We start from the raw sequence: 22,244 nt of genomic DNA, 5'->3' as shown, positions 1-22,244 counted from the left end.
ATATCAAATATTGACGCTAAGTATAGATAAAGCCCGTTATTGCCGTTTTGATATGCATCGTTTTATCTCTGCTTCTGTGAGCAGTAACGAACGCAATCCTGCAGCTTTATTTTCAATTTCCTGCCACTCTTGCTCCGGGTCAGAGCCGCTGACGATGCCCGCTCCGGCGTAGAGCCTGAGCGTATGCTGCCGTACCTTCGCCGAGCGTAGCGAAACGCAAAATTCGCTTTGCGCCAGCGACAGATAACCGGCGGAGCCCGCATACCAGTCGCGGGTAAAAAGCTCGTTCCGGGTGATAAAATCCAGCGCCACCTGACGCGGCAGCCCGGCGACCGCAGCCGTGGGCTGGAGCTGGCGCAGACAGCGGGCATCATCGGGGACGTCCAGCTCGGCCCATATACAGCGCCGCAGATGCTGCACTTTACGCAAACGGACGATCTGCGGCGGCAGCACCTCCAGCGCGCGCGTCTCCGCCTGCATACGCTGACAGATGTCCTCAACTACCAGCATATTTTCCCGCTGGTTCTTGTCATCGCCCATCAGCCAGTCGCCCAGGCGCTGCGCCTGGCGATCGTCCTCATGGCTGGCCGCTGTTCCCGCCAGCGCCTCGGTACGCATCAGCGCGCCGCGCCGTCGCCATAGCCGTTCCGGCGTTGAGCCGAAGAAGGCTTCTTGCGGATTAAAGGCCATCAGATAATGAAAACAGTGCAGATTGCTGCGGCGGCTGGCGGCCATTATCGCCCCGACGTTCAGCGGGGCGGCAAACTGTAAATCGGTGGCGCGCGCCAGCACGACTTTATCCATCTCCCCTGCCGCTATCGCCTGTGTCGCCTGTGCAACCAGATCTCGCCACTGCGGATAAGCCGGGAAATGCTGCTCACTGAGCAGAGAAGGAAGCGTGCCAGGCTGCGCTTGCCGGGTCGTCAGCGAGCGGAGAAACTCGCGCGCCGCGCAGGCATCGTCACGGAGTGAGGTATCGCTATACAGCGTCAGGCGTAGCGTGGCGTGACCGCCAAGCCGACGCCACTCCAGCCTCGGCAACAGCAGCATGCCGCGCTGCGGATCAAACGCGTTAAGGCCGCAAATCCGCAGATCGTCACGCGCTTGTTGCTGAAGAAAAGCGTGCGCCTGCGGCAGAGAGGAAAAGATTTTTACCGCCCCCAGAGCGGCCAGCTCTTCATCGCCGCTGCGCTGCTGCCAGTAGAACTGCGGCCACTGCTGCTGATGGGTACACCACAGAAGCGGATCAAAAGCGTCATTCAGCGCGAAGGGGATATCGAAGATGCGCCAGCCGGGCGATGGCGGAAACGCTTCATCCAGGCAGCGGTACAGGCTTTCCAGCGCGGTGGACACAGACAGCACGCAAACCTCCACGGAGTAAAAACCCCACATTATACGGGGTACTGCTGCGGAATAGCAGTACCCCCGATGAGGGAGCGGCTTTTAATCAGCCCGGCGGCTAGTGGGTGGCAATTTCGTATGCCATGCCAATATGGTCGATGCCGTCCTCGTCGTAGACGTCGGTCACCGGCACAAAGCCGAAGCTGGCGTAGAATTTTTGCAGATGCGCCTGGGCGCCAAGATAAATGGCCTTCTGCGGCCAGTGTTGACGGCAGCTGGCCAGCGCCTGCTCCATCAGTTGATAGCCCAGCTTTTCGCCGCGCACCGCCGGGCTGACGATCACCCGGCCAATCACGACCGGCTCATATTCATCATCGCTCTTGAGAATGCGCGCATAGGCCACCAGTTCATCGCCGCGCCAGCCGAGAAGATGGCGGTTCTCCCCTACCAGATCGTCGCCGTCGATATCCTGATAGGCGCAGGTTTGTTCGACAACGAACACCGCACAGCGTAATTTCAGCACAGCATAGAGCTGGGGGACGGTCAGTTCAGCGTGGTGAAGATCCTGCCATGTCATCATCTGCGGTTCCTTAGTTGGTATACTTTGTTTTTTGACCCACGCCCTGAGGACACTGGACGATGGAATTACTCTTTTTGGGGACATCCGCTGGCGTGCCAACCCGTACGCGTAATATGACGTCGATGGTGCTGAATTTGCAACAGCCAACTATGGCGGAGATGTGGCTGTTCGACTGCGGGGAGGGAACGCAGCATCAGTTTCTCCACACCCCTTATCATCCCGGCAAGCTGAATAAGATCTTTATTACCCATTTACATGGCGATCATCTTTTCGGTCTTCCCGGCCTGCTGTGCAGCCGCTCAATGCAGGGTAATTCTCTGCCGTTAACGCTGTACGGGCCAAAGGGGCTTAAGGAGTTTGTGGAAACCGCCCTGCGTCTTAGCGGTTCCTGGACCGATTATCCACTGGCAATCGTCGAAGTCGAACCGGGTCTGGTATTTGATGAAGCCGGTTTCCGGGTCACCGCCTGGCCGTTAAACCATCCGGTTGAGTGCTACGGCTATCGGATCGAACAGCATGATAAGCCGGGTCCCCTTGATGCCGCACAGCTTATCGCCGAGGGCGTGCCTCCCGGTCCGTTGTTCCACCGCTTAAAACTGGGGCTGACGGTTGAACTGGAAGATGGTCGGTTGATTGACGGCAGCCGCTACCTTGGGCCGGCAACGCCCGGTAAGAAGCTGGCGATTTTCGGCGATACCGCCCCCTGCCCGGAGGCGCTGGAGCTGGCGCGCGGCGTGGACGTTATGGTTCATGAGGTTACGCTCGAACAGGCGATGGCGGAAAAAGCCAACGGTCGCGGGCATTCATCCAGCCAGCAAACGGCGGCGTTAGCGAGGGAAGCAGGCGTCGGGACGCTTATCGCCACTCATTTTAGCTCGCGCTATGATGCCGAAGGCTGTCAGCGGCTGTTGGCTGAGTGTCGGGAGGTCTTTCCCCCTACCGTGCTGGCGGAAGATTTTCTGGTTTATAACATCGAATAAAAAAAACAGGCGTAACGCGGGAGATGAACGTTACCCGCGATTACGCCAAAAATTACTCTTCAACATAACCGTTATAACGCAGAATAGATTTTAAATTGCGATAGCCCAGATAATCCTGGATAGAGTCATCATCTATGCCTTTTTTACCCAATTCATATCCGCAAGCATGGCGCAGCATCCGCGGGTGAATATTTTGCTTCAGTTTCGCCAGCTCACAGCATTCACGAATGATTTGATAAAAACGCTGGCGAGTCATCTGATTTCCCCGCGAAGAGATAAAGAGTAAATCATTATGGGCTGGATAACACTCTCTGGCCAATAGCCAGCGCTGCAATGAGATAATCTCTTTGGGTTGTAATGGATGATACCCCGAGATCCCGTGACGCGCCCGGCGAATATAAATTCGTTTTCCCGGCAGGTCGACATCCCGCAAAGTTAATGCGGTAATTTCATTAATCCGACAACCGTGCAAAAAGCACATTTGGATCATGCAGCTATTTCTCTCGGGGTGCGCACAATAATGTGCGGCAAGCACCAGGCGCTCAACGTCTTTAACGCTCAGATATTCCGTCTCATCCTGCATATGACATTCCTTTTCATCCATTTAATACATACAATTACTGATAGGTAAAAGTCAGCTGCACCACCGACTCGAATTTTCCCACTTTTGCTCCGCCCTGTGTTGAATATAAGCGCGCGGCCAGCGGGAATTCGCCTTTGCCGGTGCTACCGTTAATAGCAATAGTCATCCGATCCTGGTTTTTATAGGTTGTGGAATGATCGGTATTGGTTATCTGCAGCGCGATATTTTGCGCCGCATCGCTGGCGGCCATATTGGCGAAATGCGTGGCATCATCGCCGTCGATCACGCCATCAAATTTCACCGTCGCTTTCGTCGTACCCGCCGGGCAATTTTCAACGTTCAGGCTAAAGGTTTTCCACTCAGAAGCGGTGCCAGCAGTTTGAAAATCGATATTCAGCAGCGTGCCGAAATTCACCTCCTGATACTTCGTATCGGTGCTGACGTCGCAGGGGAGATAATATATATTACCCTTCACGTTCAGAGGGATGCCGCCCCAGGATGAAAAAACAGGCAGCAGCAATGCCAGCCATAGCGCCTTTTTCATTATTCACTCCTGCTATTCGATTTCTGCTTGAATGGTTGCCGTCGCCGTAAATCCGCCGCCATCGGGTACATTCCCGGTGGTATTAATCGGATAGATTTTCATGGTCGTGTCCCCTTTCTGGGTCGCGTAATTCAGATTGACCGGCAGCATTCCGGATATAACGGGGATTTTGACACCAGTAATATTTTCTATACGAACCGCAATATCACTATTTGTGGTCGCCAGCGCGGTACTGTCATTCGTATCCGCCGTTCCCTGGAAGGAAAGCGCAATTTTTACCCCTGAGGAAATATTAGTACAGGCTACCGTCATATTGACAACATGCGGCGTAAAGCCCGTCGGCATCTGACCTGAAGTTTTAAAGTTATTCGCGGCAATATCGCCGAAGTCGATATTAATCGGCTGACCGGTATTAATCTCGCAGGACTGCGGTACTGTTACCGAGCCGCTCATTGAGATCTGCGTGAGAGGAATACTGCTATAGCTCCCCGTTTTCCGCGACCCGTAAACGTTCAGGATCACCGTTGGCGGGATCGTCACCTGACCGACGAACGGCCGGGTAAAGTAGAGCGAGATATATCCCACTGAACCGGTATTAAACAGCGTACCGCCCGGGTTACAGGCATAACCCTGATTATTTAGATTGCTTTTATCCTGAATGGGCGTCGGTAAATACTGATTCACCCCGCCGGCAATAAATAGCTCGCTGGCGATTTCCAGGTATTTATTCAGCTGATAATAATTCAAGCCGCTTCGGGTTTGCGTCGCGACTAATCCCGGAACAGTGGCTCGAAAATACGTAGTACCAGTAACATCGCTACCGCAATCACATTTCGCCTGATAGGTTCCCCCGGTAGTCCAATGGTACAGACGAGGGAACGCCATTCCGGCCTGGTTTTGCGAAGGGTTAGTAAAAGTTTCAATAAATGAAAAGCTGTCCTGGAAAGGAGCTCCGCCATTACCCGTATTCTGACACCAGCCCGTTTCCGCCATAATCTGCGGCGATATCGCCAGCGCCGCCAGACCGGTCAGTAATCCCCATGAAAATCGTTTCATTGTCTCTGCATCCTTTCGATTAACGGCATAGCCCCTGGGCTACGATAATGCCGGTGAGGCTTTTCCCTGACGGCAGCGCATACTGGACCCGGCAGCGATCTTGCGCGCTGGCCCCCCACTTCACGTTAAGTACGCCGCTAGATTCCAGCCCGGTCAGATAGACCTGGCCGCTATCGCCAACGATAAAAGCTTGCTCAGATGACGCGGCTCCAGGAATGCTGACCATGGCGCCAAAAGGCACCGGCCGCCCGTTATCCTGACGCACCGTCATCAGCACCCGGCTACCGACGCTGGTAGCGTAATAAGCGCGCACTACCGCCCCGCGGGTTGGCACCACCGTTTGCGTCGTTAGCTCAAGGTCGACATCATCCGGCATCGTGCTGGTATCAAGCGTTAAGGTGTTTTTACGATACGGCGAGGTGTAAGGTACCAGGGCATAGCCCCGCCAGTCGGTTCTGACGCCGGTCTGGTTGTTGATGCCAACGCCCGCGGCGCCCGGGGCTTTAACTAAAGCAAGGGTTTCACCAAATGGCTGCCCAAGCGTCAGCCCATTCTCATGCGCCAGTACTCCGCCTCGCAGGGCGTAGTTCAGGCGGTGGCTGTATTTATCATGACTGTAGCCGCCGGTCAGTTCCGCGTAGGTCGCACGCCAGTCGGCGTTAACGCTGCCGCTCTCCCCTCTTCCCTGGCTGGTATAACCTTCCTGTACGCTCCAGCTCAGGTTGTTACGCTCCAGCAAGGTACCGGAGAGGCCCAGGTTGTTGGTAGTCGAGCCATTTTTGCTGCTGTTAAGGGAGTAGTTGGCATAGACCGGATTAGGCAGCCATTCGCCCAGCGGTATGCTGATGCTTAAGGCGAACAGATGGTCTTCATCATTACGTTTACCGGTGTTCTGATCGGTGGTATTGCGATTGTAGCTATAGTTCATGCTATAGCTGATGCCGCGCCAGCTATTGTTGTAACCGACGCCCACTGACTCCATGGTACGACCGGTGTTCCAGTAGTCCTCGCGAATATAGCTTAGCGACAGCGACCCCATCTCATCACCAAGACTCTGGCTGATCGTCACCTCTCCCCGGTTGCGCCGCCGTTCCACTGAAGGCGTATAGGCGTCATCGCGATAGGTATCCAGCACCTCCTGCATATCCCAGTAACCGCTGGTGGCATAGCGATATCCTGCCAGGCTGACGTTGGTCCCTAATCCCGGAAGATCTTTGCTGTAACGAACACGAACCGACTGACCGCTCTCTTTATCTTTATCATGGCGATTCGACCAGGCCTGGGTAACGTCGGTCGATACGGCCCCCAGTTCGCCGAGGTTTTTGCCCATACCCAACGCCAGCGACTGATATTTGCTACTAAACTGACCGCCGCCGTACAACGTCCATCCCCATGGCAGACCGTAGATGGCCGTTGCCTGAGAGAGAGGCGTCTCGTCAATACTGTTGTCGTAGGCGCGATACACCCCAGTAGTTACGCTATATTTCAGACGCCCTTCACGCTGCAGAACGGGGAGTGAAGCATAGGGCACGATCAGGTTCTGCTCGCTGCCATCGGCCTCTTTGATAGTCACCGACAGATCGCCAGACCCCCCGGTCGGATACATATCGGTGATTTCAAATGCCCCGGGGGAGACGTAGGTCTGATAAATCTCATAGCCGTTCTGGCGAATAATGACCTGGGCGTTAGTCCGCGCGATCCCGCGCACAACCGGCGCATAGCCGCGCAGGCTTTCCGGCAGCATATCGTCATCGGAAGCCAGCATCGCTCCGCGAAAGGGAATACCTTCAAAAACGTCGGCGTCGGTGCTACTGTCGCCCAGCGTCATCACCCCTTGCAGAGCATTAATATTGCGCTGCGCATAGGTGTAGACCGTATCCCAGCTGTTACTCGACTCGCCGCCGCCGCTGCTGCGGGTCCAGGTCGTGTAGTTACGCAAACGCCACGGTCCGATGTTAATACCGGGACGGAGGTTAACGTATTGATTATCGCTATCCGGCGTGTCGTTCTTGCGCGACCAGTTGTTGGCTCCGCTAAAAGCGTAATTCAGCAGCAGCGCCGTCACTCCGTCATCCCACTGTTTAGGATCGACCCAGCCCCGGGCTGCGCTGGACACTGCCGCCTGAGGGAAGCTTAATAACAGCCGCTGTTGGCTGAAACGAAACTCGGCTTTCGCCTGCGGTATGACGCTCATATCCGCGCAGTTTGCTGACTTTCGCCCTAAATCTGGAAATCGGGAGACGCGCACGCCCCATTCCGCAAGCTCTTCGACCTTCAGGCACGGCTGCAGTTCCGTTTTCCCGGCGCCTTCACCTTGCTGAAAAGTCACATCGCGGGTATCCATAAAAACGTTATTAAGGTAAATATCCACCCGATAGCTGCCCGGCTGCTGGCCTCCGACCTGCTCATAGGCTGATAAATCCCTGATGCCCGTCTGAGGTCCATCCATTTCCAGCAGGGCCGGGTTGAAAACATCCCGCGCCAGGACCTCGTCACACAGCGGTAACAGCGCAACGGCCAGAGCTCCGGCTATCCGGTTAAGCCGCCATTTTTTATGATTATTTTTCATTTTCTCTGGAACTCCCTGGCCAGACAGCCTCTACAAATTAGCGCGGTGCTGCGCGCCGATTCCGCCGTAATCGTTAATCAGCTTCCACTGCAAAGCGCCGGCGCTGCCGCGCGGTAGTTCAAAGCGCGCCGTTTCCCCTGGCCCCACCCAGTTGGCGTCCTTGACTTCGGCCCCGCCTATTTTGACCTCGGCGAAATTCATATAGAACGCGGTCGGATTGGTTACCTGGAGCGTGTTACCGCTACGCGCCCAGCGAAGCTGCTCCGTTACCATCTCCGGCGAACCCACGACGGATTTAGGTCGATAGATGAGTTTGATGCGCGTTTTGATCGCGATCTGCAGGGTGTTGGCCCCGGCTTTCGCTTGCGAAGAAGGAATCGCTTTGATGTTCATCCAGAACATGCTCTCTTTGTTTTCCGGCAGGCCGCCGCTATAAATCACCCGCAGACGGGTTTGCTGCTCGCCATCCAGGCGAAATAAAGGCGGAGTCAACAGAAAAGGGGCGGCCCCCTGCGCAGCTTCTACCCAGCTTTGAATGAGATAAGGCGTAGCATCGGTATTGGTAACGCTCAGAGAGGATTCTTTTTTGCCCCCGGGATATATCAGGCGAGTGCCCCCGGTGACGACGCCCGCATGTGCCGCAGCGCCCACTAACAGCCATCCAGCCATTAGCACTTTCAGGTATCGTTTCATCTCCAGCTCCCTGGAAAAGCGAGCCACGCAGGGCTCGCTAACACTGTCATACAAACGGAGAATCAGTTGTAGCTGATAGTGAAGTTCGCGCTACCGTCTGCCTTACCGGCAACCACTGTGGTATCAGTCTGGATATAACGAACGCGGAACGGCAGATCGATTTTGCCGGTAGCCGGGATATTCAGGCTGGTGGAACGGGTGAACAGCGGCAGGGTATTGTTGTTGCTGCCATCAACCAGCTGCAGGGCCACGCCTTCGGCAACGTCAGGATCGGTACCGGCGCCGGTCAGCTCCAGTTTTTCATTATCACCGTTGACGTTAGGGCCGGAGAACAGTACCGATGCTTTGGCGACGGTCGTCGGGCAGTTTTCCAGTTTGATCGAGAAATCCTGTTCAGCCGCAGTAGAACCGGTACCGCTAAACGCGGTCTTGGCAATCTGCCCCATATGAACTTCCAGCGGGTTGGTCATGTCGTTAACCACGTCACAGCCAGCATCGATGATTTCGCCGAGAAACTTCACCTGACCGTCATCCGCCAGCGCAGCACCAGAGAACGCCGCGCAACCGGCAACTACAGCAGCAAGTAATGTTTTTTTCATGATTTATCCTTTTCAATGCAGTCAATGCATTAATTTAAAAGCGCAATACTGAGCGCATCCTTTTATTTACGCTTGATATTAATAACGCTTCAAAACATTGACCCATGAATGGATATAATATTTTGAAGTGGTCATTTTGTATCAATTTGACCACTTCAATTAATTGAAATATAAATTGCCAGGGAAGGCATATTTGATTTTATATTTGCCAGGTGAAACCTTAATAAACACGATAAAACACTAAGGGTCGAAAGGAGAGACAACTCATGCATTAAACTAATTTAAATAACCCCAAGAATAAATGACACCAATATATAATTTAAACGTATGAAAAACATAACAAAAAATATTGTTAATCATAAATTGACATTGTTACCACCTGTGGATAGCATAGGAGACAGTTTGATACAAAATGACTATTTCATTTACCAAACCTCTCTAAATCTTGCATCATTACTTGCCGTATAAATGACCGTATGCTGAATATTCCTGTGGCCGAGAAAATCCTGGATTAATCGCGTATCGACACCGTTGTTAGCCAGCGCAAAACCGCAGGCGTGGCGCAGCATATGGGGATGAGCGCTGATCTCCAGCTGGGCGACAAGACTCAGGTTCTTCATCATCTGATATATTCGCTGCCGGGATAAAGGTTGACCATTGCGCGATAAAAAGAGCCAGCCGGAATGATTACCGGGATAATCCTTACGCACGCGCAGCCATTCCTTAAGAACTTTCACCTCTTGTTTATATATCGGATGGGTCGTTGAAAAGCCATTTTTTAACCGTCGAATATAAATAACCCCGCTTTGAATATCGATATCCGAGAGCTTCCAGTGACGAATTTCACTCACCCTGCATCCATGATTAAAACACATCCACAATAAACAGACATCGCGTTCCGGGTTAGCCCCCCGTCTGGCTGCATCAACCAAACGCTGAACTTCACCGACAGTCAAATGCTTACGCCTTGTTTTCATTCACTTTCTCCATCTACAGAACACAACAGTGTGCGTATCAATAATAGTACGGAAAATAAGAGGATGAGTGGAAACGTAAAGTGAGATTAATATGATAAAAAGCATGAATAATACGAAAAATAGGCAATATTAAAGAAAATTCCCATCGCTTGCTGGTAGATATAAAAAAAGGACCGCCGAAGCGGTCCTTGTTCGTTCCCAACCTGCGTGCAGCATTACATCAGCGGCGTCGCCAGCTGTACGATGTTGATGAGCGGTTGCGGCCACACGCCGAGCACCAGCACCAGCAGCGCGGAGATCAGCACGACGATACCACCGGCGCTGTACTGCCAGTTAGACGGCGCATCGCGATTCAGTTTCTCCGGCGCGCTGAGGTAGAGGCTCACCGCCACGCGCAGATAGTAGTAGAGGCCAATCGCCGAACCCACCACTACCGCCCCGACCAGCCACCACAGGTGCGCATGCACACCCACCGCCAGCACGTAGAACTTACCGATAAAGCCCAGCGTCATCGGAATCCCGGCAAGAGACAGCATCATTACCGTCATCACCGCCGACAGAATCGGGCGATGCCAGAACAGGCCGCGGTAGGAGTAGAGAGAGTCTGCGTCCGGGCCGCGGTACGGGCTGGACATCAGGCTCACCACGCCGAACGCGCCGAGGCTGCTGAACAGATATCCGGCCAGATAGACGCCCACCGCTTCCATCGACATCTCACCGCTCTGCAGGGCAATCAGCGCCACCAGCAGATAGCCAAGATGGGAAATGGAAGAGTAGCCGAGCAGACGTTTGATGTTGGTCTGGCTCAGGGCCATCAGGTTACCAAAGATAATCGATGCAAAGGCGATCAGACCCAGAACCACCCGCACTGCTTCGCTGTCGCCCACCGGCATGTAAAGGAACAGACGCATGACCACGCCGAAGATAGCAATCTTGCTGGCGGTGGCCAGAAAGGTCGATACCGGGGCAGGCGCGCCCTGGTAGACGTCCGGCGTCCACAGATGGAACGGCACCAGCGACAGCTTAAAGCCAAGACCGACAATCATCAGGCCGAGACCGGCCAGCAGCAGCGGCTCATGCAGCATGCCATCCGTCAGGCTCTTACCGAGCGCCAGGAAGGAGAGGTTACCGGAATTGGCATACACCAGCGCCATACCGAACAGCAAGAACGAAGAGGCAACGGCGGACAGGATCGTATATTTGATACTGGCCTCCAGCGAACGTTTCTGGCGGAAAGCGTAGCCGACCAGGCCAAACAGCGGCAGCGAAATCAGCTCAATGCCGAGGAACAGCGCTGCCAGATGGTTAGCGCCCGCCAGCAGAATGCCGCCCAGTGCGGCGATCAGCACCAGCAGATAGAACTCTTCTTTGTTGTCCTTGTAACCCTCAAGCCACGGGTAGGCAAAGGTGCAGGTTGCCAGGCTGGCCAGCAGCACCAGGCCGGTATAGAGCATCGCGTAACCGTCAACGCGAATCAGCGGCGTGACGTCCATCGCTCCGTTCTGACCCACGAACCAGAGTGATATCAGCGCGGCGTTCAGGCCGAGAACCGACAGCGTGGCATTGAGGAAATGATTGCGTCGCCACGCAATGGAGAGCATCACAACCACCACCGTCAAGCCGACGATCAGCAACGGTAGCAGTGCGATCAGTTGTTGTGGAGTTATTGTCATGGCGAATTACGGCCTTGTAGTAGAAACAGAATTAACAAACCACTGCTGAATGTTACTCATCGCAGAGTGCGAGGTGTCCAGAATCGGCTGCGGGAAGAAGCCCAGCAGCACCAGCAGAACAACCAGCAGCAGGATGATCGACAGTTCACGCAGGGACATTCCCGGCAGCGCTTTGGCGGCGATTTCGCTTTTTGCTTTACCGAAGTACGCGCGATGCAGCATCGACAGCGAGTACACGGAAGCGAACACCAGACCAAAGGTAGAAATAACGGTAATCACCGGCACGGTCTTATAGCTACCGAACAGAATCATAAATTCGCCGACGAAGTTACCGGTGCCCGGCATCCCGAGGGTCGCTACCGCAAAGAACATCGACAGCGCCGGCAGCCACTTAATTTTGCTCCACAGACCGCCCATCTGGCGCATATCGCGCGTATGCAGACGCTCGTAAAGCTGACCGCAAAGGATAAACAGACCGGCTGCTGACAGACCATGAGCGATCATCTGAATCACCGCCCCCTGGTAAGCCAGCTGGCTGCCGGTGTAGATAGCAATCAGCACGAAGCCCATATGGGAGACGGAGGTGTAAGCGATCAGACGCTTAATATCGTACTGGCTGAAGGCCATCCACGCGCCATAGAAAATACCGATCACGCCAAGCCACATCGCGATCGGCGCAAATTCGGCGGAAGCGTTCGGGAACAGCGGCAGCGCAAAGCGCAGCAGGCCGTAGGCCGCGGTTTTCAACAGGATCCCCGCGAGGTCAACGGAACCCGCGGTCGGCGCCTGAGAGTGCGCATCCGGCAGCCAGCCGTGCAGCGGAACCACCGGCATTTTTACCGCGAAAGCGATAAAGAAGCCCAGCATCAGCAGGTATTCCACGCCGTGGGACATCGGCGTCTTCAGCAGCTCTTCATAGTTGAAGGTCCATACGCCGGTAGCGTTGAAGTGCACAAACGCCAGCGCCAGGATGGATATCAGCATCACCAGACCGCTCGCCTGGGTATAAATGAAGAACTTGGTTGCCGCCGTGATGCGCGTTTTACCGTCGGAAGCCTTATGGCCCCACAGCGCGATCAGGAAGTACATCGGCACCAGCATCATTTCCCAGAAGAAGAAGAACAGGAACAGGTCGATAGCCAGGAATACGCCGATCACGCCGCCAAGGATCCACATCAGGTTAAGATGGAAAAACCCCTGATATTTCTCGATTTCGCGCCATGAACAGAGCACCGCCAGCACGCCGAGCAGCCCGGTCAGCACCACCATCAGCAGCGACAGACCGTCGATAGCCAGATGAATGCTAATCCCGAATCGCGGGATCCACGGCATCACGAATTCCGATTGCCACTGCGGAATACCGGTAGATTGCGTGAGAGAATAGCCGCCCTGCATCCACAACTGCAGGCCAAGCAGAAACGTCAATCCCATAGTGATCAGCGCGATCCAGCGCGGCATCTTCACGCCAAAGCGTTCAGTCTGCCAGCACAGGAAGCCGCCGATGAAGGGAATTAATATTAGCCAGGGTAATAACATGGCGATCTTTATTCCTTGTTAAAGTCCCGTTCAGGACCGATTTTCAACGAATTCTCACAGAAAATTCACTTCGGATTGCGGGTGTTATTGCCCGGCAGCGCTATGCTTGCCGGGCCTACTGCTTGTAAGTCGGGTTAACCGACAACGCCCACAATCCTCAAACTCAGCGCAATACCATCAGTAACGCCAGCACCACGACAGCGCCAATGCCCATTGAAGCCACATACCAGCGCAGATAGCCGTTCTCGCTTACCACCAGGCCTTTACCTGCGAAGCGGGAAAGGATCGCCGGAATGTTCATCAGCGCATTCAGCGGATCGCTCTTCAGCAGCCACGCCACGCCGAGGAACGGCTTGACGAACACTTTGTCGTACAGCCAGTCAAAGCCCCAGGCGTTGTACCACCAGGTCCCGAGCAGACGACCCGGCGCGCTGTTGGCAATCGATGTGACCAACGTGCGTTTACCCAGCCACAGCCAGGCGGCAATCAGAATACCGGCGATGGCAATCACTCCGGAGGCAATCTCCAGGGTCATGACGCGTCCATGCTCAAGCTCGGTGGTCTGCGGCAGTACGCCATCCAGCGGCGGCACAATCAGCGCGCCAACGAAGGTTGAGAGCACCAGCAGCACAATCAGCGGCAGATGATGGGTAATCCCCTTCCCTGCGTGAGCATGAATTTGTTCTTTGCCGTGGAACACGATGAAAATCATACGAAAGGTGTACAGGGAGGTCATAAATGCCCCGACCAGACCGGCCACCATCAGATTCAGATGACCGTTCGCCATCGCGCCCGCCAGGATCTCATCCTTACTGAAGAAGCCTGCCGTCACCAGCGGCAGTGCGGACAGCGCCGCGCCCCCCACCAGGAAGCAGACGTACACCAGCGGAATAGACTTACGCAGGCCGCCCATCTTGAAGATATTCTGTTCGTGGTGGCAGGCGAGGATCACCGAGCCGGACGACAGGAACAGCAGCGCTTTGAAGAACGCATGGGTCATCAGGTGGAAAATCGCCGCATCCCACGCCTGCACGCCGAGCGCGAGGAACATGTAGCCAATCTGGCTCATGGTGGAATATGCGAGTACGCGTTTGATATCGGTCTGCACCAGCGCGGCGAAGCCTGCCAGCACCAGCGTTACCGCTCCGACGATCCCGACGAGATGCAGAATTTCCGGGGTCATCAGGAACAGGCCATGCGTGCGCGCAATCAGGTAGACGCCGGCGGTCACCATGGTGGCGGCGTGGATCAGCGCGGAGACCGGCGTTGGACCAGCCATCGCGTCCGCAAGCCAGGTCTGCAACGGCAGCTGCGCAGATTTACCCACCGCGCCGCCCAGCAGCATCAGGGTTGCCCACATCAGCATGTTATTACCGGCGGCAAAGTGCGCAGGCGCCAGCTCAACCATTTCGCGGAAGTTCAGGGTGCCCAGTTCGTTGTAGAGAATGAACAGCGCGAACGCCAGGAACACGTCGCCGACGCGGGTCACTACGAACGCTTTCATTGCCGCCGCGCCGTTCTTCGGATCGGTGTAGTAGAAACCGATCAGCAGATAGGAGCAGAGGCCCACGCCTTCCCAGCCGAGGTACATCAGCAGCAGGTTATCAGCGAGCACCAGAACCACCATGCTGGCGATAAACAGGTTGGTATAAGCGAAGAAGCGGGAGTAGCCCTCTTCACCGCGCATATACCAGGAGGCGAACATGTGGATCAGGAAACCGACGCCAGTGACCACGGACAGCATGGTCAGAGAGAGACCGTCCAGCACCAGGTTGAAGCCAACATTGAAGTCGCCCACCGACATCCAGGTCCACAGCGGAACGCTGACCGCCTGTTTGCCGTTGGCAAAGAAGTCGACGCCGACAAACGCCGTCGCCAGCGCCGCCAGACCGACCGAACCCACCCCCACGGTGGCGGATAAATTCTCCGACCAGCGTCCGCGAGAGAAGGCCAGCAAAACAAAGCCAATCAATGGCAAAAGAATGGTTAGGGTAAGCATGTTCATCCGCGCAACTCACTTACTGAATCGATGTTCAGGTTCTGGCGACGACGATGGAGCTGCAGCAGCAGCGCCAGGCCGATACTCGCTTCCGCGGCGGCGAGGGTGATGGCGAGGATATACATTATCTGGCCATCGGTCTGGCCCCAGTAGCTTCCTGCAACCACGAAAGCCAGCGCCGCGGCATTGATCATGATCTCCAGGCTAATCAGCATAAACAGCAGATTGCGGCGGATAACCAGCCCCGTCAGGCCGAGGACAAACAGGACAGAGGCGAGGATCAGTCCATGTGTTAAGGGGATCATGCGTGTTCCTCCGTTTTTCTTTTATCGCTGTCGTTCGGGCGGTTGCTCAGCACTTCCCCGGCGCGCTCTTCGCGGCCGATATGGAAGGCAACAACCAGGCCCGCGAGCAGCAGCATGGAGGCCAGCTCCACCGCCAGAACGTACGGACCAAACAGCGCAATACCGACCTCTTTGGCGTTAATCGCCGCACCGTCAATTCCCTGATCGTTAATACCGAGGATGGCGTAAACGATAACCACCAGCAGTACCGCAGAGAGGATGGCGGGGCCAATCCAGATCCCGGGTTTCAGCCACTGGCGCTCCTGCTCGATTTCGCTGCCGCCCAGATTGAGCATCATCACCACGAACACGAACAGCACCATAATGGCCCCGGCGTAGACGATAATTTCCAGCGCACCGGCAAAGTAAGCACCTAGCGAGAAGAACACCCCGGCAATCGCCAACAGCGAAATGATCAGGTACAGCAGCGCATGCACCGGATTGGTATGGGTGATCACCCGCAGGGTAGCGAGGATGGCTATCAGGCCACAGATATAAAAAGCGAATTCCATTGCCCTCTCCTTACGGTAACAGGCTCTTGACGTCGATAGGCTTAGCTTCGTTCTCTGCTTCGCCCTTATCTTTGCCGTCGATTGCCATACCCGCCATCCGGTAGAAGTTATATTCCGGGTATTTACCCGGACCGGAAATCAGCAGATCCTCTTTTTCGTACACCAGATCCTGACGTTTGTATTCGCCCAGCTCAAAGTCCGGGGTCAACTGAATCGCCGTCGTCGGGCATGCTTCTTCGCACAGACCGCAGAAAATGCAGCGTGAGAAGTTGATGCGGAAAAACTCCGGATACCAGCGGCCGTCTTTAGTTTCGGCTTTTTGCAGAGAGATACAGCCTACCGGACAAGCTACCGCACACAGGTTACAGGCAACGCAGCGCTCCTCGCCGTCCGGATCGCGCGTCAGCACGATGCGGCCACGGTAGCGCGGCGGCAGATATACCGGCTCTTCCGGGTACATCCGAGTTTCACGTTTGGCAAAGGCGTGCATCCCGATCATGCAGATACTGCGGACCTGGGTGCCAAACCCTACCAATAATTCTTTTAAGGTCATGGTCAATTCACCCCTTATTGCGCCTGCCAGAGAATGACAGCCGCCGTTACCAACAAGTTGATCAGCGTTAACGGCAGGCATACCTTCCAGCCAAAGGACATTACCTGGTCATAGCGCGGACGCGGTAATGATGCGCGGATCAAAATGAACATCATCATAAAGAACGCGGTTTTCAGCGCGAACCAGATGAAAGGAGGTAACCATGGGCCATTCCAGCCGCCGAAGAACAGCGTCACGATCAGCGCCGATACGGTAACAATCCCGATATATTCACCGACGAAGAACAGACCGAACTTCATGCCGGAGTATTCGATGTGATAACCGTCAGCCAGCTCCTGTTCCGCTTCCGGTTGGTCAAACGGGTGACGGTGACATACCGCTACGCCCGCAATCGCAAAGGTCACGAAACCAAAGAACTGCGGGATGACGTTCCACAGATGCGCCTGGTTATTGACGATATCGGTCATGTTGAATGAACCGGCCTGCGCCACTACGCCCATCAGGGAAAGGCCGAGGAACACTTCGTAGCTCAGGGTCTGGGCAGAAGCACGCATCGCGCCAAGCAGCGAGTATTTGTTGTTGCTCGACCAGCCGGCGAACAGCACCGCATAGACCGCCAGGCCCGCCATCATCAGGAAGAACAGGATACCGATGTTCAGATCGGCCACCACCCACGTCGGGCTGACCGGCACGATGGCGAAGGCCAGCAGCAGCGAAGTAAAGGCGATCACCGGCGCCAGAGTAAAGATCACACGATCCGAGAAGCGCGGAACCCAGTCCTCTTTAAAGAACATTTTGATCATGTCGGCGACAAGCTGCAGCGAACCGCCCCAGCCCACGCGGTTAGGTCCGTAACGGTTCTGGAACAGGCCCAGCAGACGACGTTCGCCAAAGCTCATAAACGCGCCGCAGGTGACCACCACCAGTAGAATCACTACCGCCTTAAGGATGCCTAACAGAATGTCGATGAGATCGGGAGTTAACCAACTCATGCTTTCGCCTCCTGCAGAGTATCAATACGCGCTCCGGTCAGCACCGGCGCAATCCCTGGCAAGCCCATCGGTAAGCCAACCTGCCCTGCCGTCAGCCCCGCCGAGATTACCAGCGGCAGGCTAAGCGCCTGGCCATCAACGCTGAAGGAAACCATCGCCCCTTCGTTCACGCCAAGCTTCGCGGCATCTGCCGGGTTGAGCTTAACGTACGGCTGCGGCATGCGGCTCTGGAATACCGGAGCACGCTGCGACAGCTCGTCGCTGCCGAACAGATGGTAGTAAGGCGCGATACGCCATTTCCCTTCTTCAGCCTGGAAGCTTGCCGGTACCGCGGTAAAGTACTCAAGACCGCTGGCGGAGGCTTCAATCAGACGCACGCCCGGATCGCCGTGGCGCAGTTTACCGCCCACTTCATCCTGGAACTTGTTCCAAGCCTGAGGGGAGTTCCAGCCCGGAGCCCAGGCAAACGGAATTTGCGAACGCGGCGCGGACGGCTGGTTGTTCCCTTCCATAGAGAAGGCGAACATGGTGTCTTTATCCTGCGGCTGACGCGGTTCATGCACGCTGATGTTGGCGCGCATCGCCGTACGTCCGCTGTAGCGGTGCGGTTCACGAGCCAGCTTCTGACCGCGAATGCGGAAGGTCGCATCCGGCGCGGCGTCTTTGATCGCGGCCAGCTGCGGCAGGGCGGCAATGGCGGCGTCAATCACGTGGTCCAGCTGCGTCCAGTCAACCTGACGATTGTTCACTGTGCTGTGCAACGAGTGCAGCCAGCGCCAGCTTTCCAGCATCACGGTTTTCGCATCGTAATAGGCCGGGTCGTAAACCTGGAAGAAGCGCTGGGCGCGACCTTCGTTGTTGACCACGGTGCCATCGCTTTCCGCAAAGCTTGCCGCGGAGAGCACCAGATGCGCTTTTTCCATAATCGCCGTACGCTGATGGTCAACCACCAGCACCAGCGGCGCTTTCGCCAGCGCCGCATCTACGCGGGCGGCTGAAGCGTGGCGGTGCAGATCGTTTTCCAGCACGATAACCGCATCGGCTGCGCCGGTTTCCAGTTCACTCAGCGCCTCTTCAAGCGAGCCGCCACCGATCATCCCGAGACCAACGCTATTCACTGCCCGGGCGACCATGGTCACGCCAACGTCGGCGCCGCGGCCTTTCAGGGCTTTCGCCACGTTCGCTGCAGCCTGAATCACCTCGATGCTGCCGGCGTTAGTTCCGGAAACAATCAGCGGTTTTTTCGCTCCGGCTAACGCCTGAACGATCACCTCGATTTTGCCTTTCAGCTCGCTGCTCAGACCTTCGACCGCCGGCGCGCTATCGTCCAGCGCGTGGGCAATGGCGAAGCCAAGACGCGCCTGATCTTCCACCGGCGCGCGATAGGTCCATGCCGCAATGTCATCAAGACGGGTGTCGTCGATGTTGGTCACGAACAGCGGATGCTTTGCACGCTGGCCGATGTTAAGGATCGCGGCGATCTGCCAGTCGGCGACCTTCTGCGCCGCCGCCATTTCGCGCGCTTTGCCTTTCACCGCCTGACGCACCGCCAGCGCGATACGCGCGCCGGTCTGGGTAATATCTTCACCGAGGATCAGCACCGCATCGTAAGATTCGATCTCGCGCAGCGCCGGGGTATGAATACCGCCTTCGCGCAGCACTTTCAGCATCATCTGCAGGCGTTCCTGTTCGCCCTTCGCGATGCCGGTATAGAAGTTGTCGGCGCCGACCAGCTCACGCAGCGCAAAGTTGCTTTCAATGCTGGCGCGCGGGGAACCGATACCAATCACTTTCTTCGACTGGCGCAGAATATCTGCCGCCCCCTGCATCGCCTGCTCGGCGTTAAGGGTAATCAGATCGTCGCCGCGACGCTGAACCGGCTGACGCGGGCGATCTTTCAGATTCACATAGCCGTAGCCAAAACGTCCGCGGTCGCAGAGGAAGTAACGGTTAACGGTACCGTTATAGCGGTTTTCGATACGACGCAGTTCGCCGTAGCGCTCGCCGGGGCTGATGTTACAGCCGATGGAACACTGCTGGCAGATGCTTGGTGCAAACTGCATATCCCATTTACGGTTATAGCGCTCGGAGTGTGTTTTATCGGTAAAGACGCCGGTCGGACAGACTTCAACCAGGTTGCCGGAGAATTCGCTCTCCAGCACGCCGTCTTCCGGGCGACCGAAGTAGACGTTATCGTGAGCGCCATAGACGCCCAGGTCGGTACCGTCGGCATAGTCTTTATAGTAGCGAACGCAGCGGTAGCAGGCGATGCAGCGGTTCATTTCGTGGGAGATGAACGGCCCCAGATCCTGGTTACGGTGGGTACGCTTGGTAAAGCGGTAGCGACGGAAGCTATGACCGGTCATCACGGTCATATCCTGTAAGTGACAGTTGCCGCCCTCTTCGCACACCGGACAGTCGTGCGGGTGGTTGGTCATCAGCCACTCAACTACGCTTTCGCGAAACTGCTTCGCTTCTGCGTCGTCGATAGAAATAAAAGTGCCGTCGGATGCCGGAGTCATACAGGACATCACCAGGCGGCCACGCGTGTCTTCCGCGTTCTGATATTGCTTCACCGCACACTGGCGGCAAGCACCAACGCTTCCCAGCGCCGGATGCCAGCAAAAGTAAGGAATATCAAGACCCAGAGAGAGACAAGCTTCTAACAGGTTGTCCGCTCCGTTGACCTCGTACTCTTTGCCGTCTACATGAATCGTAGCCATTAGCGTGCTTCCAAAGTAAAAAAATCTTTTCCACTTCTTCATTCAGGCGGCCTCTGCGTTGGCTGCCTTCGTTCACCCCGGTCACTTACTGTAGTAAGTCCTGGGGGTTCACTCAGTTGCCGCCTTGATGCAACCTGAATGATCTTGTGGATACATTACCAGCGCGTCTTAAGCAGGTTCGGCTGAATCCCGTTGATTGCATGGGTATTGCTGAACTGCTGTTTAATGCCAGCTTCGAATTCTTCGCGGAAATATTTAATCGCGCTCTGTAGCGGCTCAACCGCACCCGGCGCGTGCGCGCAGAAGGTTTTACCCGGTCCGAGGAATCGACACAGTTGCTCAAGCGTCTCGATATCCCCCGGCTGCCCTTCGCCGCGCTCGAGAGCGCGCAGAATTTTCACGCTCCACGGCAGACCGTCGCGGCAAGGCGTGCACCAGCCGCAGGACTCGCGGGCGAAAAACTCTTCGAGGTTGCGCACCAGCGATACCATGTTGATCTCGTGGTCAACGGCCATCGCCAGCGACGTCCCCAGGCGGCTTCCCGCTTTACCGATGCTTTCGAACTCCATCGGCAGGTCAAGATGCGCTTCAGTCAGGAAGTCGGTACCCGCGCCGCCCGGCTGCCAGGCCTTGAACTTCAGGCCATCGCGCATGCCGCCGGCGTAATCTTCGAGGATCTCGCGCGCGGTGGTGCCGAACGGCAGCTCCCAGACGCCCGGATTTTTCACCCGCCCGGAGAAGCCCATCAGCTTGGTGCCGGCATCTTTACTGGTGGAAATGTTCTGATACCACTCAACGCCGTTAGCCAGAATCGCCGGCACGTTGCACAGGGTTTCAACGTTGTTAACGCAGGTCGGTTTGCCCCATACGCCGGAGCTGGCCGGGAACGGCGGCTTCGAGCGCGGGTTCGCGCGGCGGCCTTCGAGAGAGTTAATCAACGCGGTTTCTTCGCCGCAAATATAGCGCCCTGCCCCGGTATGGACGAACAGCTCGAAGTCAAAACCGGTGCCGAGTATGTTTTTGCCGAGCAGGCCCGCTTCGGTCGCTTCGGCAATCGCCCGGCGCAGATGCTGAGCCGCTTCAACATATTCTCCGCGCAGGAAGATGTAGCCGCGGTAAGCTTTCAGCGCAAAAGCGGAGATCAGCATACCCTCCACCAGTAGGTGCGGCAGCTGCTCCATAAGCAGGCGGTCTTTATAGGTACCCGGCTCCATTTCATCTGCGTTACACAGCAGATAACGGATGTTCATGGATTCGTCTTTCGGCATCAGGCTCCACTTCAAACCGGTGGAAAAGCCCGCGCCGCCGCGCCCTTTCAGGCCAGCGTCTTTTACCGCCGTGACGATTTCATCCGGTGCCATCCCGGAGAGCGCTTTACGCGCCCCGGCGTAGCCATTTTTGCTCTGGTATTCATCCAGCCATACCGGCTGCTTGTCGTCGCGCAGCCGCCAGGTCAGCGGATGGGTTTCGGCAGTACGAATAATGGTTTTCATTTATACCGCTCCAGGAGGTCAGGAATCGCTTCCGGCGTCAGATAACTGTGAGTGTCCTCATCAATCATCATCGTCGGCCCCTTGTCGCAGTTGCCCAGACAGCAGGTCGGCAGCAGAGTGAAGCGGCCATCAAAGGTCGTTTGACCCGGTTTGATATCCAGCTTCTTCTCGATCGCCGACTGAATGCCCTGGAACCCGGTAATATGGCACACCACGCTATCGCAGTAGCGAATCACGTGACGCCCTACCGGCTGGCGGAAAATCTGGCTATAGAACGTCGCCACGCCTTCTACGTCGCTGGCCGGGATCCCCAGCACATCGGCGATAGCGTAGATTGCGCCGTCCGGCACCCAGCCGCGCTGCTTCTGAACGATCTTCAGCGCTTCAATGGACGCCGCACGCGGGTCTTCGTAGTGGTGCTTCTCGTGCTCAATCGCCTCACGCTCTGCCGCACTCAGCTCAAAAGCCTCGGTTTGTGGTTGTTGATTCTCGTGCAT

The 22,244-nt window shown here is 56.0% G+C and carries 20 protein-coding genes; 1 reads left to right on the top strand and 19 read right to left on the bottom strand.

What is annotated here, in order from left to right:
• Positions 1 to 36 precede the first annotated feature (36 nt).
• Together menF and ABLV11_RS25610 are read right to left on the bottom strand one after the other, a co-directional pair.
• Positions 37 to 1,362 (bottom strand): isochorismate synthase MenF, encoded by a 1,326-nt coding sequence (menF, locus tag ABLV11_RS25615; RefSeq protein ID WP_050545148.1) that lies wholly within the window; start codon positions 1,360 to 1,362, stop codon positions 37 to 39.
• A gap of 97 nt (positions 1,363 to 1,459) precedes the next feature.
• Positions 1,460 to 1,921, bottom strand: a complete 462-nt coding sequence (locus ABLV11_RS25610; protein WP_004104042.1) for a GNAT family N-acetyltransferase — start codon at positions 1,919 to 1,921, stop codon at positions 1,460 to 1,462.
• 59 nt (positions 1,922 to 1,980) lie between these two features.
• Between ABLV11_RS25610 and rnz the strand changes: the two genes are divergently transcribed.
• On the top strand, positions 1,981 to 2,901 hold the full coding sequence (rnz, locus tag ABLV11_RS25605) for a ribonuclease Z (protein ID WP_064373206.1): 921 nt from the start codon (positions 1,981 to 1,983) through the stop codon (positions 2,899 to 2,901).
• Between the two features lie 52 nt (positions 2,902 to 2,953).
• On the opposite strand, the gene ABLV11_RS25600 is transcribed toward rnz, so the two are convergent.
• The 17 genes from ABLV11_RS25600 to nuoE all read right to left on the bottom strand — a co-directional run bounded on the left by ABLV11_RS25600 (position 2,954) and on the right by nuoE (position 22,244).
• Positions 2,954 to 3,484, bottom strand: a complete 531-nt coding sequence (locus ABLV11_RS25600) for a tyrosine-type recombinase/integrase (RefSeq protein ID WP_004114230.1) — start codon at positions 3,482 to 3,484, stop codon at positions 2,954 to 2,956.
• Between the two features lie 34 nt (positions 3,485 to 3,518).
• Positions 3,519 to 4,028: a fimbrial protein gene (locus ABLV11_RS25595; RefSeq protein WP_134883989.1), complete on the bottom strand. Its 510-nt coding sequence runs from the start codon at positions 4,026 to 4,028 to the stop codon at positions 3,519 to 3,521.
• Between the two features lie 12 nt (positions 4,029 to 4,040).
• Entirely contained in the window at positions 4,041 to 5,084 is a 1,044-nt protein-coding gene (locus ABLV11_RS25590) for a fimbrial protein (RefSeq protein ID WP_023321366.1), read from the bottom strand.
• Positions 5,085 to 5,103: 19 nt separating this feature from the next.
• Complete coding sequence (locus ABLV11_RS25585; RefSeq protein WP_348855981.1) at positions 5,104 to 7,653, bottom strand: fimbria/pilus outer membrane usher protein; 2,550 nt, start codon at positions 7,651 to 7,653, stop codon at positions 5,104 to 5,106.
• Positions 7,654 to 7,683: 30 nt separating this feature from the next.
• Positions 7,684 to 8,346: a molecular chaperone gene (locus ABLV11_RS25580; RefSeq protein ID WP_004104055.1), complete on the bottom strand. Its 663-nt coding sequence runs from the start codon at positions 8,344 to 8,346 to the stop codon at positions 7,684 to 7,686.
• Between the two features lie 62 nt (positions 8,347 to 8,408).
• A complete protein-coding gene (locus ABLV11_RS25575) occupies positions 8,409 to 8,945 on the bottom strand; it encodes a fimbrial protein (RefSeq protein WP_004104056.1) in 537 nt (178 codons plus the stop codon).
• Between the two features lie 425 nt (positions 8,946 to 9,370).
• A complete protein-coding gene (locus tag ABLV11_RS25570) occupies positions 9,371 to 9,922 on the bottom strand; it encodes a tyrosine-type DNA invertase (protein WP_024274515.1) in 552 nt (183 codons plus the stop codon).
• Positions 9,923 to 10,137: 215 nt separating this feature from the next.
• A complete protein-coding gene (gene nuoN / locus ABLV11_RS25565) occupies positions 10,138 to 11,595 on the bottom strand; it encodes an NADH-quinone oxidoreductase subunit NuoN (RefSeq protein WP_004104058.1) in 1,458 nt (485 codons plus the stop codon).
• Positions 11,596 to 11,601: 6 nt separating this feature from the next.
• Entirely contained in the window at positions 11,602 to 13,131 is a 1,530-nt protein-coding gene (gene nuoM, locus ABLV11_RS25560) for an NADH-quinone oxidoreductase subunit M (RefSeq protein WP_004104059.1), read from the bottom strand.
• A 163-nt stretch (positions 13,132 to 13,294) separates the two neighbouring features.
• Positions 13,295 to 15,136, bottom strand: coding sequence for an NADH-quinone oxidoreductase subunit L (nuoL, locus tag ABLV11_RS25555; protein ID WP_004104060.1), 1,842 nt, complete (start codon positions 15,134 to 15,136; stop codon positions 13,295 to 13,297).
• Entirely contained in the window at positions 15,133 to 15,435 is a 303-nt protein-coding gene (nuoK, locus tag ABLV11_RS25550) for an NADH-quinone oxidoreductase subunit NuoK (RefSeq protein WP_004104062.1), read from the bottom strand. Before nuoK ends, nuoL begins: the two co-directional genes overlap by 4 nt.
• The gene (nuoJ, locus tag ABLV11_RS25545) at positions 15,432 to 15,986 is read right to left on the bottom strand and encodes an NADH-quinone oxidoreductase subunit J (RefSeq protein ID WP_004104064.1); all 555 of its coding nucleotides are present in this window, start codon (positions 15,984 to 15,986) and stop codon (positions 15,432 to 15,434) included. The genes nuoK and nuoJ overlap by 4 nt, the downstream gene beginning before the upstream one ends.
• Before the next feature lie 10 nt (positions 15,987 to 15,996).
• Positions 15,997 to 16,539: an NADH-quinone oxidoreductase subunit NuoI gene (nuoI, locus tag ABLV11_RS25540; RefSeq protein ID WP_004104066.1), complete on the bottom strand. Its 543-nt coding sequence runs from the start codon at positions 16,537 to 16,539 to the stop codon at positions 15,997 to 15,999.
• Positions 16,540 to 16,553: 14 nt separating this feature from the next.
• Positions 16,554 to 17,531, bottom strand: a complete 978-nt coding sequence (gene nuoH, locus ABLV11_RS25535) for an NADH-quinone oxidoreductase subunit NuoH (protein WP_004104068.1) — start codon at positions 17,529 to 17,531, stop codon at positions 16,554 to 16,556.
• Positions 17,528 to 20,254: an NADH-quinone oxidoreductase subunit NuoG gene (nuoG, locus tag ABLV11_RS25530; RefSeq protein WP_126489377.1), complete on the bottom strand. Its 2,727-nt coding sequence runs from the start codon at positions 20,252 to 20,254 to the stop codon at positions 17,528 to 17,530. Before nuoG ends, nuoH begins: the two co-directional genes overlap by 4 nt.
• A 155-nt stretch (positions 20,255 to 20,409) precedes the next feature.
• Complete coding sequence (gene nuoF, locus ABLV11_RS25525) at positions 20,410 to 21,747, bottom strand: NADH-quinone oxidoreductase subunit NuoF (protein ID WP_004104072.1); 1,338 nt, start codon at positions 21,745 to 21,747, stop codon at positions 20,410 to 20,412.
• Positions 21,744 to 22,244: an NADH-quinone oxidoreductase subunit NuoE gene (gene nuoE, locus ABLV11_RS25520; protein WP_004104075.1), complete on the bottom strand. Its 501-nt coding sequence runs from the start codon at positions 22,242 to 22,244 to the stop codon at positions 21,744 to 21,746. The genes nuoF and nuoE overlap by 4 nt, the downstream gene beginning before the upstream one ends.

The sequence above is a fragment of the Klebsiella sp. GW_Kp181 genome, from assembly GCF_040062315.1.
In the GTDB taxonomy this organism is placed as follows: domain Bacteria; phylum Pseudomonadota; class Gammaproteobacteria; order Enterobacterales; family Enterobacteriaceae; genus Klebsiella; species Klebsiella oxytoca.
The sequence above is the reverse complement of the archived record's forward strand: the minus strand, read 5'-3'. Positions and strand labels throughout refer to the sequence as shown.